At 48.0% G+C, this 16,730-nt stretch carries 3 protein-coding genes; all 3 read right to left on the bottom strand.

The features are described from left to right. A partial coding sequence (locus tag TY87_RS21475) for a DUF4347 domain-containing protein (protein WP_100188619.1) occupies positions 1 to 14,160 on the bottom strand: 14,160 nt, incomplete at its 3' end. A 161-nt stretch (positions 14,161 to 14,321) separates the two neighbouring features. Next, complete coding sequence (locus TY87_RS21470; protein WP_157789934.1) at positions 14,322 to 14,996, bottom strand: efflux RND transporter periplasmic adaptor subunit; 675 nt, start codon at positions 14,994 to 14,996, stop codon at positions 14,322 to 14,324. A gap of 57 nt (positions 14,997 to 15,053) precedes the next feature. Further along, positions 15,054 to 16,628 carry a TolC family protein gene (locus TY87_RS21465; RefSeq protein WP_100188617.1) on the bottom strand — a complete coding sequence of 525 codons (1,575 nt, stop codon included), beginning with the start codon at positions 16,626 to 16,628 and terminating at the stop codon, positions 15,054 to 15,056. Positions 16,629 to 16,730 lie beyond the last annotated feature (102 nt).

The following is a 16,730-nucleotide window of genomic DNA, read 5'->3' as shown; positions in this document are numbered from 1 at the left end:
GCTGCCCGTATCGGTCAGTGTGCTGCCTTCGGTAATCGCTGCCGTCACATCCTCTACTTGAATTACTGGCGCTTCGTTCAAGTCATTCACACTGACAGTAACCGCTTGCGTATCGGTCAGATCGCCATTGTCCATTACGACCACATTAAAACTGTAGCTGTCTTTGGCTTCATAGTTCGCAGACGCTTTCAACGTCACTTCGCCCGTTGTCGCGTTGATGTTTAACTTATCCGCATCGTCACCCGTGAGGCTGTAGGTCAAGTTGTCATTCGCGTCCACATCCGTGGCCGTCGCGGTGTAAATCACCGTTGCCACGTCTGCATTTTCATCCACATCACTCGTGTCGTCAGAGGTGATGACTGGCGCTTCGTTCACATCCGTTACGCTCAACGTCACGGCTTGTTCTGTGCTGCGCATACCGTCAGAGGCGATGACAGTAAAGCTGTAAGAAGACTTAGTTTCATAGTCAGCCGCGGCTCTCAGCTTGACTTCACCAGTTGCAGTATCAATGGTAAAGGCATCGTGGTCTCCAGTCGCTTTTAAGCTGTAAGTCACGCTGTTATGGACGGAAGTGCTATCGGCATCGGTGGCATTGGCATCATAAACAACGGTTGTCGCCGCCGTATTTTCAGCCAAAGTCGCTGTTGCAGCAGAGCTAAACACAGGCGCATTGTCGTTGACATCGTTAATAGAGATAGTGACTGCCGCTGCACTTGACGCTTGCCCTACGGCATCAGTCGCCACGATATTCAGTGTATAAGAAGTCGCGGTTTCATAATCAACCGCTGCCGCACCCGCGCTGGTAAGCGTCACAACACCATTATGGTCAATCGCAAAGTAGCCATTGTCGTTACCCGATTGAATCGAGAACTGACTGACTCCGTTCGTCTCTGTGGCTTTAACTTGGCCGATAACGGTATCGGCTACCATGCCTTCATCAAGATTAAAAACTTGTGAGGCCGTCACAACAGGGGCGGTATTATCAATCGTTAATGTATCACCCGAGGTAAATCCAGCCCCGATGGCGTTACTCACTGTATCAGTAATGCCCGTACCAGAAGCGTTAAGGTCAAGACGAAGGCTACCATCACCACTGATGTTATTCACGGTGACCTGATAAGTACGACCTGACCCTGTTACTGAAGCAATAGTACCCGTTGCACCACCAGACAAGCTAAAGTCGCTAACATCGACACCGTTTACGGCCTCATTAAAGGTCACCGTATAGGTTGCACTGTCTGCGGTGGTTAACACGGCACCATCTCGGTTAATCGCAACAACACTTGGGCCTGTATTATCTATAGTAGCCTGTTGTCCTATCACACCAGCGCTTATCGCATTGCCCGCCGTATCAGTGATCCCTGTTCCAGAGTCTTTTAAATTTACCCCCAAAGTACCATCACTACTAACACCATTCACCGTAATGGTATAAACCGAATCAGAGACTTGCGTCACACTCGTGACAGAGCCACCAGCGGCGGTGCCAGTCAATACAAAATCCGCGGTATCCACTCCACTCACGGCTTCACTGAATACCGCGGTAAAGGTGGCCGCACTGCCGTTTTGATTTTCGGCGCCCGTGCGAACAATCGCCACGCCCGTTGGTGCCGTGGTGTCGATGATAAAGGTTTCGCTGTCACCACCAGCCAAAGCATTACCTGAGGTATCTGTGATATTTGATTGATTCAAGGTCAATACATAAATACCTTCCGCCGTCGTCACGCTCGAAAGATTCAGTGTATAGGCGCTACCTGAGCCCTCTACCGTTAAGCCTGAAAGCGACACTGGGGAACCATCTTTAGTCAGTGTAAAGTCACTAATATCAACATTAGTCACTTGCTCACTGAAGTTAATAGTAACCGTACCCGCATTAGGCTGGGTAGGATCAGCTATATCTACAATCGCGACCGTTGGCGCGGTAGTATCTACCGTACCCGTGGTGAAGTTGTAACTTGTGGTATTGTTGACTGCAGCAAGCGCATTATTTGAACTGTCTGTTAACGCACCCGCCGTTATCTGAATGGCGTACTGATTGGTCGCCATCAGATTATTCGTTGGGTTGATGGTCAATTTATTACCCACAATAGAAAGCTGCCCATTGTCGCTGCCCACGTCAATGGTCAAACTATTCGCACCATTGCCAGTAATGTCATACAGAGTAATGGTGCCAGTATTACCTAACTGCACTCCCTCATCAAAAGTGATCTGAATCGAGTCCGCGACCGACACCCCAGTGGCATTGTCTGCAGGTACCACAGCGCTAATAGTCGGTGCAATATCATCACTTACCGTAATGCTGAACGATTTCTCAAATGTGGCATCGCCATCACTCACCTGTACACGGATGCTGTACGTACCCGCTGGCACATTAGCACGATCAGTCACGCGCAGATCAGCTCCATTGATATTGAACTTGCCATTATCCGTGTCGCCAGAACCCGATACCAAAGCGTAAGTAAAACTTTCACCGGTATCCGCATCGGTAGCCGAGAAGCTACCCACCACAATGTCCGTCGCGCCTTCAGAATGGCCGTATGTCGTATCGCTCAATGCCATATCGGTTGGCACATCGTTAATAGAGGTGCTCACAACCGTGGTTGTGCTGTTAGTCGCATTCGTCGTGCCGTCATTTACAGTAATCGTAAAGGTCGTTGTTTCCGTTGAACCCACTGCGACGCGATTGTCTGCTGGGTCAAACACCAATGCACGCAATGCCGCTTGAGCGGTGGACAAAGACGTTGAAGCCAGTGTATACGAACCACTTCCTGCGTCGGTAAAACCAGATGCGGTCAGAGAATCCGCAGTAAAGACGCCCTTAGCCGCTGTATCCAGCGCCACCGTGATTGAAACAGCATCCTCATCCGCATCAGCTAAAGTGATATTGCTAAATGGAGAGGCCGTTGCATTATCATTCACACCTTGGCTGGCCGCTGCACCAGATATAGTGGGAGCTTGGTTTGCCGGAGCAATGGTGGTGACATCGACTTTGGTCACGCTCGATTGTAGATTCGGCGTGCCTTCATCGTCCTCGGCGATCACATAGATATTATACGTTGTGTTAGCATCCAGACCGGAAACATTAAAAGTATTGGAGAACGCACCGCTGGATACCGTAGCATTGCCGGACGTAATAACCGTAGCACCACGTCCATTGTTATCACCATACGATACGCCTGCTTTGACTTGGGCCGCCGTTGGAGCCTGAGCCCCATCCGCGACCACAACGTAATAGACTTTGCCCGCTTCGTTGATATCGACTGTTAAATCAAATGTTGTGCTAGAGATATTGGTCGTAGAAGGTGTTGACGTCTCAAATACTGGCGCTGCGGTGTCGGAAGCAGCCATGATATTGGTCACCACCATATCGTCAAATACAACATAAAGGCCATCATTCTCTTCTGAAGGTGTTGCCTCAGTAACAGTAAATGAACTAATGCCTTGGAAGAATGCTGCGTTAGCATGCTCTGCAACATTCAAAGTAGAGTTAGCTCCATTCTTATCTATGGTGAAGGTAGCAGAACCTTTTGATGATGTTAAGACTATCGTTTCGGCCTCGTCCCAACTCGCTAATGTGATCTGAGAAAGATCAAATGTTTTGCCATCATCAATTGTGAAGGTTACCTGTGTTTCAAATGGTACAGTACCATCTCCTGTGGTAATAGATTTACCATTAATAGCTATTCCATTATCATCAGCATCGGTCAACGTCTTATCTTTAGCGGTAATTAAAAACGTCGCATTAGTACCGACAGCCGTAACCGTATTTGTACCAAGTCCCGTAACAACTGACTCAAAGTCAATGGTTTCACTGACACCCCCAATCGCAGTTGAAGTAAAGGTGAAGATGACCGTGCCGTTACCATTACTAGCCAAAGCACCATTAGGTACATTGAAAGTAATTTTTTTACCATCAACAACCGCGCTATAGTCACCAGCATTAGCAGCGGTTCCACCCGTTCGGCTAATCCCTGTGAATTGATCCAAGGTACCACCTGAAAACACAGCATCGATACTGTCAACATTCCATGGAAATTCATTAAGTGTAAATGTAATAGTATTGTTCGCTGCATCTACATCGAAAAGGGCCCCACCACTTCCTGTTAAATCATGTTCGACGCCTGCACCGACAGAAGTAGCTGCTATAGCCTCATTACCGCCCGCCCAAATAGCCACACTTGATCCCACTGTGGTCAATACACCAGAATAATCTGAAGCTTCAAGTGTTGCGGATTCGACATTCCCGACGGTATTTTCAAGAACCCAATCCCCACCAAGCACCGCAGAACCAGTCAAATCATCAGATGCTGCGATATCGGCCCCTGTCACTTGGGCAAATTGATTGATAAAGGCCATACCTGTGTCGCCTTGGGCGACGTTACAGCCGTAGAATAAGATATCGCCACTGTCGCTGAGGGCGTTGCCCCACGCTGCGTAAGTAGCGCTGTTTTGGTTGATTGCATCTGCTGAAACCGTTTCTGCGCCGAGGTAGATTTCACCTACACCGCCGTGTGACAGAATGTGTAACGCATCCAAGTCACTGTAGTTGGCAAGGATTTCGGTGATTTGCTCGGTGGCAGAGCGTGAACCATCCAACAACCAAATATCCGCTTCTGGATTCGCTTGCTTGGTCAGCTCGACTAAACCCGGCACACGGGAGTCAATAATAATAACTTGCTTGGCATCGGCAACGGATTGCTCAAGCAAGGTGCCTTCGCGGTTTAGATCGACAATGGCATCAAGCTGCGCTTGGCTTAACGCGCCTTCATTCAACAAAGTGCCTGCAATAGTATAATGGTCGCCAGCGGTAAATTGCGCTGTAGAAGCTTGATTGACTGTATCATTTACGGAGCCAGTAAAACTCAAACCGACCGTTTGACCGATGCTGCCATTGACACCACTAACCGTGACTTTGAACACCTTACCATCGGCACTGGAAACACTGCTCACACCTGTGTTGGCCGCATTACCCGTGACGGCAAAATCACCCGTTGCTAAGCCGGACACGGTTTCATTAAAGACCACGGTAAAGACCACATCCGTTGCCGTACCAGCGGCTACCTGATTGACCATGCCACGACTGATAGACGTTACAGTCGGCAAGGTATTGTCGATAGTATAAGATTCGTCCGTTGCCGGTTCTGTCCCAGCCAAAGCATTACCAGCTATATCTATAATGTTTTGGCCAGAATTGAAGTTCAAGCCAAGGGCACCATCACCGACAATATTACTAACAGTAACGGTATAAGAAGAACCCGAACCCGATACGGCTGAAATAGCGCCGGTTACATCACCAGAAATTTCAAAATCATCCATGCTGACATTGGTAACGGCTTCACTAAAGGTCACATCAAAGGTCACCGAATCTGCCGTACTTAAAGCGGTATTCGTCGTGATAATCGCGGTGGCCGTCGGTGCGGTGTTTTCAATAGTGTAGGTTTCTAATAACGCACTAGGTGTCGTTGCAGTTAACGCATTACCCGCAATATCATTTACTGTCGCCGCAGACTTAAGCTGTACGCCCAAAGTGCCATCACCATCGACGCCAGAAATAGTAATCACAAAGCCATTGCCGGTACCCGTTACGCTGCTAATATTTGCACCGTTGGTCGCCGTTCCGGTTAATTCGAAATCATCAATACCCAAACCTGTTACGGTTTCGCTAAACACCGCGATAAACTGTACGGAGTCGGCATTAGTCGTGGCACTGTCTACGCGGTTTATTGAGATTAACGTCGGTGCTAACGTATCAACGGTGTAGGCCTCATCGTCCGCCGGTTCCACGGTGACTAAGTCGTTACCCGCTAGATCGGTTACGGTGTGACCGGATTTCAAATTAAGACCAAGTGTTCCCACACCAGAAATGCCTGTCACATTCACGGTAATGGTGTTAGTACCAGAACCGCTAATAGTACCAATAGTACCAACCACTGTGCCGCTGGCATTCAGTACAAAATCACCCGCGACCACATTCACTGCTTCGTTGAACGTCAATGTAAAACTTGTTGTCGAGCCAGTAATCACCGCATCGCTGGAGCGCTGAATCGACAAGAACGTTGGTGCCACAGAGTCGGTCACGCCTGTGGTGAAGTTCAGTGTGGTATTGTCGCTGATGCCAGCATAGGTATTCCCAGCGATGTCACGTACCGCATTGCCGTCCACTCGAATAGCGTACATTGTTGCTTCGTCAAGGTCTGCTGATGGCGTTATAGTGAGTGTCTTACCTAATATCGTTAGTGTACCAGCATTAAATGATTCGACTGTTACGCCGGTAGTGACATTAACCAAAGAAATATTATCAACTCCTGATATACCACTAATGTCTTCATCAAAAGTCAGGATAATGTCGCCGCTTTGTGTCACTTGCACCGCGTTATCAGCAGGAGACGAGCTAGACAAGGTCGGACCTGCGGTATCAATCGTGATCGTTAAACCAGATGAGGCCACGCTCACGTTACCCGCCGCATCGGTGGCTTTAGTGGTTAAAGTATGGGCTCCAGCAGATAATGCACTGCTGGTGATGGTCCAGTTGCCAGAACCATCCGCGGTGGCGCTACCCAATGAAGTTGTACCATCAGTATCATAGAGTGTCACCGTCGCATTGGCTTCAGCGGTGCCTGTGACCGTCGGCGTGTTGTCATTGGTAATGTTGTCGGTACTTGAAACACCTGTGTCGGACACAGTGGCCAAGTCCGGTGTCGATGTGGCACTTGGTGCTGTGGTATCAATCACAATGGCTTTATTGGCCGCTAATGAACCACTAGTGTTAGGTGTTGGCAAGGTCAAAATGGCGTCATTCGTGCCATCTTTAATGGTACCGCCATTCAAAGATAAAGCCGCTGTACTTAGAAAATCCAGATCTGAGCTGGTATCCCCTTCTTGGATGGTATAAATAAAGGTCAGAGTATTGGTACCAGAACCAGAGGTATAATTCACCGCACGATCTGTCGTGCCCGTTTCCAAGGTAAGTTGCGGTGTACCGTTAGTGGTATCAACTGTCACTGTCTTGCTAAAGGCAACGGTAATCGCAATTGTATCACCCACTTTATAGCTACCATCGGCAGTGGTCGCAGTCACACCCGTCACACCAGCGGCTTCTGGTGCCCTCAACATGAAATCATTGCCACCTGTGGTGGCTGCGACGTCACTTGCTGCGTAATACCCAGTCAAGACAGTGGCATTACCACCTGCCGTCAAGGTTCCAGCTTCGGCAAGCCCAGTAAAGGTTCCAGTGATGGCATCTGCACTGTCATTAGTGATAATACGATACGTGTCACCATTGCCGGGAGTATAGTTGTGGTTCACCGTCAACGCTCCTGCCAATGAAACCGAACCTCGAACATCCACCACATCATACAGGCTACCCGCAGTCGTCCCTGCAATGTCCACCCTTAACGTACTACCTGACTGAAGATCAAGGTTACCATTGATCGTCATAAGACCGACACTACTTGTGAGACCAGGAGACAAGGTACCACCACTTTGAACCGTCACAGTATTAGAAGAGTTTGCCGCAAAAATAGTACCGGTATTTCCATTCCCAGACGCGCCTAAAGTCGCATCATCAGAAACAGTCACAGCCGATGTTCCATTCAATGCACCAGTTACCAACAACGTACCTAGCGACACATTCGTCGCACCAGTATAAGTATTAGTACCTGATAAGGTGACAGTGCCAGTGCCCGTCTTGCTCAAAGCATAACCATTGTTCCCGTCTGAGATCACACCAGCTAACACCAAGGTGTAGGCGCTGGAAGACGCTTTGACCGTGGCATCGCCTGACAAGGTTACCGCCCCCGTAAGAGTCGCCGTACCTGAGGAGCGCATGATCAACGCGCCGTTAGAGGCCGAGCCTGTGCCCGTAATGGTCAAGTTCTCAGCAACATTAACACCATTCGCAAAACTCAACGTACCGCCGGAATTGACCGTTGTGCCGCTCTCTGTGGTACCCAACGCCGTATTGGTGCCAGCTGTGACCAAACCAGCATTGATAACCGTTGCCCCAGTATAAGTATTGTTACCCGTCAAGTGCAGGGAGGCAGAGCCTGATTTAGTGATGCCATAATCGCCGCTGACCACACCACTGATGGTCAAGTTAGTATTGACGCCTAGGTTGAACGTTGCATCCGACGTCAGAGCAAGATTGCCCGACAGGGTCGCTGTTTTACCTGAGGCAGGTAACAGCACGCCACCAGCACCTAAGGTGACCGCATTGTCTAAATTAACACTATTACCTAGCTCCAAAGTCCCGCCAGTGACATTTAAAGCACCTGACGACAACACATTATCATCGCTAACGGCAAGGGTTCCAGCCGATACATTGATGCCGCCACTCCATGCTGCCTCGTTACCTGTGTTGGACAAAGTCAGGATGCCACTAGCCAACTTGGTCAACGCACCAGTACCAGACACCAAACCAGATAAAGTGACAGTATTAGCGTTGCTCACTGTGCCGCCATTGTTGCCAAGGCTAATCGCGTTGTCGATGGTGACACTGCTTCCCGTGACCGACAAGGTTCCACCATTCATGGCCAGACTGCCTGCGCCCAGATTACCATCGCCACCAATCGCCAAGGTGCCACCAGTAATCGTGGTGGTACCGGTGTAACTGTTGCTACCTGATAACGTCAAGGTGCCATTACTTTGTTTCGTCAAACTGCCACTACCAGAAATCCCCCCCGCCAGAGTTGTATTCAATGAGGCGCTGAGAACCGCGGAACCGTTCAGGACGATGGCATTGTCGATCGTACCGCCATTATTAGCGATGGACCAGAGGGTGCCATCTTCCAGTATCACCGCGTCAGAGCCTAGATTGGCATCCAGCCCGGCCGACAAACTACCAGCTCCGATAGTCAAGGTGGTGAAGCTCTGCGAATTGCCACCAAGCGATAACATACCTGTGCCAGCCTTGGTCAAGCCATAGGTGCCAGCGATATTATTAGAAAGAGATAAAATAGTGTCTGCATCCGAAGCCGCCACTGTTGTTGCAGTACCAAGCGTGATGGCGCCTGATGCAGTGACAGTGCCGTTGCCCGATGCGACCAAGGCACCAGCGCCATTGACACCAGTTCCACTGAGAGTCAATGCATCGGCAATACTAATTCCAGCAGTCGCTTGCAGTGTGGCTCCAGACTCTACTACCGTGCCGCCCGCTGTCGTGCCAAGAGCGGCGCTATTGTCAACCACTAAGGTACCCGCGGAGACAGTGGTTGTTCCAGTATATGCATTGCTGCCTGACAGGGTCAAAGTACCTGTACCAATCTTGGTCAAGCCGCCACCATTACCACCATCCTCGATCACACCAGAGAATATGGTATCGGTATTATTGCCGCCCGCCGTCAGGCTGCCGCCATTCAGTGTCAGAGCGCCAGCCCCTGCCACACTACCAACGGCTTCGTCATTGTCACGCAGCTCTAATTCAGCTCCGGCATTAATAGTGACGGCACCACTATCAGCAATAGCTGAACCACCTTGCAATAAGAGCTTACCTGCAGAGACGGTAGTCGCGCCAGTGTAGGTATTCGCTCCTGATAAGGCCAGTGTTCCTGAACCCACTTTAGTGATACCGCTGGTGTTCGTTGAGGAAATCACACCAGAGAAAACGGTATTGCTGGCATTCCCCACTGTTAGTCCATAGGTCAACGCGACTGCACCCGATCCTGACAAGGATCCTATGGTCTCGTTACCACCGGCCAGACTCAAAGTCGCACCGCTACTGACTGTCACAGCACTGTCATCGCCAATAGAGCTGCCACCTGAAACCGCCAGCGTACCGGCAGAAACCGTCACGGCACCAGTATGGGTATTGCTTCCTGATAATGTCAGTGTTCCGCTACCTACTTTGGTTAAGTCAAAATCACCGCTAATGACACCACTCAACGTCAGACTATCACCTGTGTTAAAGGCACCGATCAGACTGTCAGCGGCCAGGGTAATATCACCGGTCACTGTGGCTAACCCCGTCCCTTCATTGATTTTTAGAGCACCATAGGCAGAATTGATACCGACACCACTGATGGTAAGATTCTCGGCAATAGTTAAGCCGTCCATCAAGCGCAACGTGGTACCGCTAGCCACCGTTGTCGAGCCTGTAGTGTTACCCAAGGCATTATTGTGAGCGGCGATAATGACACCCTCATTCAGGGCAATATTACCGGAATAATCAGCATTATTACCGGATAAGGTAAGCACGCCTGTACCCGATTTCGTCACCGCACCAGTACCGGAGATTACTCCAGATAAAGTGACTGCATTCGTTGCAGATATAGTGGCGTTCTGATTGAAGAGTATTGCATTATCAATCGTGGTAGCACCTGTGATATTCAGAACCGCAGCGGTTCCGTTAAGAGTAAGGGTGCCTGTACCCAAACTTGCATCACTGGCGATAGACAAACTGTTGGTATTCGTATTGGTTCTATTGCCACTGATCGTGGTGTTGGTGTGGGTATTGGTACCGGATAGAATCACCGCTCCGGTTCCCGAAGTGCCCGCTATCGTCAAACTACCATTGCTCAGCGCGCCACTAAACGTAAGGTTGCTAGTGATCGAATTATCGATAGTGCGGTCTGCTCCGCCCAAGTCGACCCCACCAGTAAAGGTCAGAGCATTTGAACCAGACATCGTCAAAGTGCCACCTAACAACAAATCATTGCTAATGGTGCGGCTGGCGAGGCCCGCCCGCACCTTGCCACCTTCAATGGTTAACGTGCCGCTACCAATGGCATTGTCATTATTAAATTGCAATATGCCGCTATTTAACGTAGTACCGCCGGTATAGGTGTTAATGCCAGATAAAGTAAGCGCAGTACCTGCATTGGTACTGGTACTGGTTAGGCGACCACTACCACTGATCACTCCAGACAGAGTCATACTGCCACTGGATAGATTAAGTGTTCCGCCGTTCGCTCCCAGAGTAATGGCTTTTGCATAGGTTACTGTCGCGGTACTCGCTAAAGTCCCACCATCTAATGTCAGACCGGAAGTCGAGGATATATTGTTATTGGCACCAAAGGCTAAAGTGCCGTCTGTCACACTCAGACTACCAGAAAAAGTATTGGTGCCAGACAAAGCCAATCTGCCTGCACCTGCTTTCGTCAAGGCTCCCGTGCCTGAAACAATGCCCGATAAAGTGGCGGCGACGCCAGTATCAACATTCACTACCCCACTGTTTGATAATGTAATGGCATTATCAATATTCGCGCCATCGCCTGTCACGGCTAACGTACCTGAATTTAATATGATCGCTTCAGAACCCAGGTTCGAATCACCACCAATAGACAACACTCCCCCCAATACAGAGGTAGTACCAGTATAGGTATTATTGCCAGATAAGGTCAGCGTACCTGTACCTATCTTGTTAACATTAAAATCGCCTCTCATGATGCCAGTCAATATCAAATTGGCATCATCCCCTGCTCCATAACTACTTTCGCCAGACATTGTCACGTTACCACTGAGTGTAGCGCTACCACTCTCGACTCTAAGTGCACCGTTACCCGATACACCAGCGCCCACCAAGTTAATACCTTCCGCCACGTTAACGCCATCGGCCAGTTCTAAAGTAGCACCACTAGCTATAAAATTTTCACCACCTATTGAGCCAAGAGCGTTGTCATGAGCAACGACTAACGTGCCACTGTTTACATTAACATCATACTCAAAGGTATTGTCACCGCTTAATATTACGGAACCGTTAGTACCTTCGATCGCAATCCCCAACGCACCATCACCATCACCGATAACGCCGGAAATGGTTAATGAACCGTTACTCGCTCTAAAAGTAGAATCTTCTATAAGCGTGATGTTGCCAGTAACAGTAGCAGAACCACCATCTGTCACCTCTAGTGCACCCGCTAAATTAAGTGTTTCTGCTAGCTCTAGAGCATTATCAACACGTAGCGTCGTACCACTCGCCACCGTAGTCGTGCCTGTGGTGTTACCCAAAGCATTATTGTGAGCGGCGATAATGACCCCCTCATTAAGGGCAATATTACCGGAATAATCAGCATTATTGCCGGATAAGGTCAATGCTCCGCCACCTAATTTAGTCATATCACCACTGCCAGTAATGACGCCATTGAGGGTAATGGCATTAGCGGCTGAAATAGTGGCGTTCTGATTATTAAAGAGGATCGCATTATCGATCGTAGTCGCACCCGTAATCGTCAGCACGGTATTATCTGATTGCAGAATCACCTGACCACTACCGAGGTTGCTGTGACCGGCAATACTTAAACCACCAACGCCAGAAATTGAAGTCGTGCCTGTATAATCGTTGGTGCCAGACAAAGTGAGATTTGCACCACCGATTTTACTAAGGTTACCATCACCACTAATCACACCGGATATCACCGCCGTACCGCCATTAGTAACACTTACTGTTCCGCCAGACGCTCCCAGAACAATGGCATTGTCCAGAGTGCTGTTAAATGTAGCTAAGTTTAGGATGCCGCCATTGAGGGTTAATTGACCGCCGCCTAGCTTGTTATCATGGGAAATAGACAAGGTCCCCCCCGTCACTGTGGTCGTCCCCTCATAGGAATTGCTACCCGATAACGTCAGCTTGCCGTCTCCGGTTTTAGTCAAACTGCCCTCGCCATCGAGCACACTGGAAATCGTAGCGTTATCGTTGCTGCCGTTCGTTAAGGTCAAGGTTGTATCTGCTGCCAACGTTATGGTGTTGCCGGAGATATTGACTCCGCTAGTTGCATCAGTGTCAATGATCAAGCTTTCATTAATCGCTAGATCATTTACCAGTGTGGTACTACTAAACGCACTGCTAAGTACCAGTGTCTGTGTACCAGTAGTGTCAGCTGCAGCAATCGCAACCGCTTCGCTGAAGCTAATACCATCAGATACATCAATCGTTGCGGTGTCTGTGGTCTTGGTCACGTAGATAGTATCGCTGGTGACTGTTGTCGTCGCCGTGGTGGTGCCACCTGCGCCATCCGTCAGAGTAAAACCAATACTTACATCGCCCGCTGGTGTGTCGTTTTGATAGGTAACACCACTGAAAACCCAGCCCACCATTTCTGAGGTAGCATTGGCGTTAAATGTAATAGTCAGCACACCATTGACATTGGTGTAGCTGGCAAAGCTCTGCCCTGCGTCTTGAGTGTAAAATTTCAGCGTACCGCTGGTCGCATCTGTTGCTGTGGCGGTGTAATAAATACTATTAAAGTCAAATTTGTCGCCGGCCCAGGCGCCATTTGCTGTGCTGCCTGTCGCAGTGCGTTGTATAACCAACGAACCACCGTCCCAGTTACCTTCCACATCTGTGACTGTCGCAATACCATCTAAACCACTAAAATCATCTAGAAACGTGTAGGTGCCGTTGGACCAAGCGCGCGTATCGCCATCCAGATTGTTGATGACAGGAGCAGCATTGGAAGGAGTGAAAACACTGGAATAATTTTCCTGTGTTGCTGTGACTATTGCTAACCCAACTTCGATATGCCCTGTTTCGCTTTCCAGTACCCAATCCCCACCTGCTCTAGCAGCCCCTGTCAAATCATCCGACGCTGCCACATCGGCTTGTGTCGCTTGGGCTAGCGCAGTAATAAAATCCTGGCCTTCGCCATTGGCAACGGAACAGCCATAAAGCAACAAATCACCGTCTTCATTGAGCGCTGCGCCTAATTGGGCTAAATCAGCAGAGCGAGTTTTGATGGTAATATTATCTAGACTAAATCCCCCTAAATTGACCTGCCCTTCGGCACCATGGCTAATTACATGAATAGCATCATAATCGCTGTGGGTCTTTGCCCACTCTGCCATTTGCGCTAAACCATCCTGGGTGGAGTCCAATAACACAACTTCCACACCAGCATTTGCTCCGTCGATTAAACTTTGGTAATCAGCAACGTTGTCTTCAATGAAAACTACTTCTTTTTTACCATTATTTAAGCTTGGGTCTACCGCCCTTACTTCAGTGGGTGCAACAACAAAAGAGGTATCTGAACCCTGATGGCTATTATCTGTTTGCGAAGCATCATGAAGCTGCGAATCGGTCAGCACATCTATCGCGGTGGCAACCGCAGCACCATCCAACAACAAACGCGGCTCTAAAGCAGTAATCAGCGGCTTACGCGCCTGTTTTTTATTGCCTAGAGAGTAATGACCTGACGCTTTTTTGCCTGATTTGTTGGAATATTGCTTTTTCATGATCACCACCTCTATGGGTATATTTTTAGCAACTCATGTATTGTTGCTAAAATTCATTCAATCTGTTGTTAAACGCTGCTTTATTTTTTTTAGCAGCATTTGTTACTGTTCTTTAAAAATACTGCTCTTTAAAAAAGTACTAATATCAAAATTCTATTTTTTTACTGAAACATCGCCACCACACTCATACCAGGTAAAACCTTCACTGGTACTTTTTTAATCGTAGCTCGTATTTGAATAGTTTGGCTCGTTGGGTCGACACTTGGCCCAATATGGCTAACCACCGCCTGCAATGTTTGTTGTGTCTCTTCGACCTGCAATGTGATTGCTTTATTTATTGTCAGCCACGCCATCCATTGTGCGGGAACAATTATGTCGGCTTCTAATCGATTCAATCCGACGATTTTCATCAAGGCTTGTTGCTGTTGCACGACTTCAAATGTATGACTATCGAGTTGTTCAACCACACCATCAAAAGGCGCTTTAATATCACAACGCTCTACGTTTAGTTGTGCCATAGTGCGCTCTGCCTGAACCTTTTGTAGCTCAGCTTGTGCAATAGTGACTTCCAATGTTCCAATAGAATTCAGCCGATTAAGTTGCTGAGTGTTATCTAATCTTGCTTGCGCGACTTTCGTTTCGGCATCCACTTTTTCCAATTGAGCCTCAAACAACCGACAATCTAAACGAATAAGAGAATCCCCTTGCTTAAAGGATTCCCCCATTCTTTTGGGCACTGCAATCACTCTGGCAGATAACTCAGTAGACAGCGTCGCCTTATTGGTCGCGACCAATATACCTCGCGCTTTAAAGGTCTCTTGTGCGATAACTGGCATCGTTATTACACAAAAGAGCAGGCACACCACAACTTTCAGTTTTAACATCATCAAAACTTACTTCTCAGCCACACTTTTTGCCGCTAATGCAGATTGCATTTCTTCCGCTGAAATCACTTCAATGTTACCTTGCTCCCAACGAGCAAACATGTTGTTAAAAGCCGTAGATAGCTCTTCTAGACTCATATTGCCAAAACCTTCTGGCAATGGGTCCAGACCCATAGAAACTAACACTCTACCGAAGTTATTTTGCAGATCAGCATAAGCCACATCACGACGTAACTCTGCCAACAAAGCATTTAGATCCTCTCGAATAACGGTTAAATCCCCAATACTTTGCGCTGTTCGGCTAGAATCTACTTGGGCTTTAATACGCTGTGCCACATCATAATATTGCGTAGCCAGTACATAAGTATCATTCGATTCTTTGAATTGAATATCAGCAATGTGAACCTGAGAGATAACCGCCATAGAGGTTGCTAGAGATCGCTGTTTGCCCGCGGCAATTTTCAAGTCATTCAACTTATCTAACTTGCCATATCGAAACACGTTCATAAGGTTCCAATTCAAGCCCACACCAGCAGACGTCCAGTCGTTATAACGAAGGTAATCAGAATCGTTGTAATTCAGGCCTGCACTAAGGCTTAAGCTTGGAAAAAGAGACAAAAAGGCAGAATGCACTTCTTCTTGAGTAATACGCTCTTGGTATTGCGCTTCTCGTAGTTCTGGTCGAAGTACTAACGCAGTGCGCTCCATAGAGCTCATGTCGACATTAAGAACGGGGATATCGCTATTAGGATTATTAACATCTGCCAATTCAAAATTAACAGCAGGATTTAGGCCCATTAAAATTGCCAACTCAGTTTTAGCTGGCATCAAATCCTTACGAATGTCTTGAAGGGTACGCAAGGTTTCCAATAGAGACCGCTGATAGGTTAATGCTTCCATTGGGGACTGAGCACGAAGCTTTTCTATCTTAGCTGAGTCAACTAATGCAGCACGAGCCTTGACAATTAAAGGATTGATTTTAGACAACAAGCGTTCCGCAGAAACCGCCCGATAATAAGCATTACGAGACTGCTCCATAATAGAATGAACCACTTTACGTTCACGCTCTTTGGAAATCAGAAAACGATCCGCTTGCTGTTTTGCACGATAGTACGACAAGCCAAAATCGAGAATATCCCAAGTCGCGCCAATACTCGCATTTACCGTACTTTTATCAGATGAAACCGAGTAGCTCGGATTGCTACCTAAGCTCGATGGCTCATCACCGGAGAAAGTAACCGATGCAGAAGCAGCGTAATTGTTACGATGATTGTAGCCCGCCTTGGCAGCTAATTCTGGCAACATATCAAACTTATCGACTGCCAATTGCCCCTGCGAAACTACAGCTTCAAAGGCTTTTAGACGCGAGTCGCGGTTGTACTTAATAGTACGAGCAAAAGCTTCGTTTAAATCGATTGGACCAGTAATAGGAGCAACGTCTTTATTTATCTCATCAGCATTCTCAACCGCCTGAGACAAGATTTCTTGATTAGTAAATTGTTTAGGGGTAACCGAACAACCAGCAACCGACAAAGACACAAAAACAGCCAAAGCAGTTCGACCAAATAGTAGGCGAGAAGTCATAAAACCCCCTTATAAATAATAAAAAAAGAAATCATCGATAGACAAATGGAATAGAAATTAAAATTAGACCAGTCAAATATATAACAGGCAGAAAGAGGGGGT

The organism is Marinomonas sp. BSi20584 (assembly GCF_002792415.1).
GTDB classification, from domain to species: Bacteria; Pseudomonadota; Gammaproteobacteria; order Pseudomonadales; family Marinomonadaceae; genus Marinomonas; species Marinomonas polaris.
This window is presented reverse-complemented; position numbering and strand designations above follow the sequence as displayed.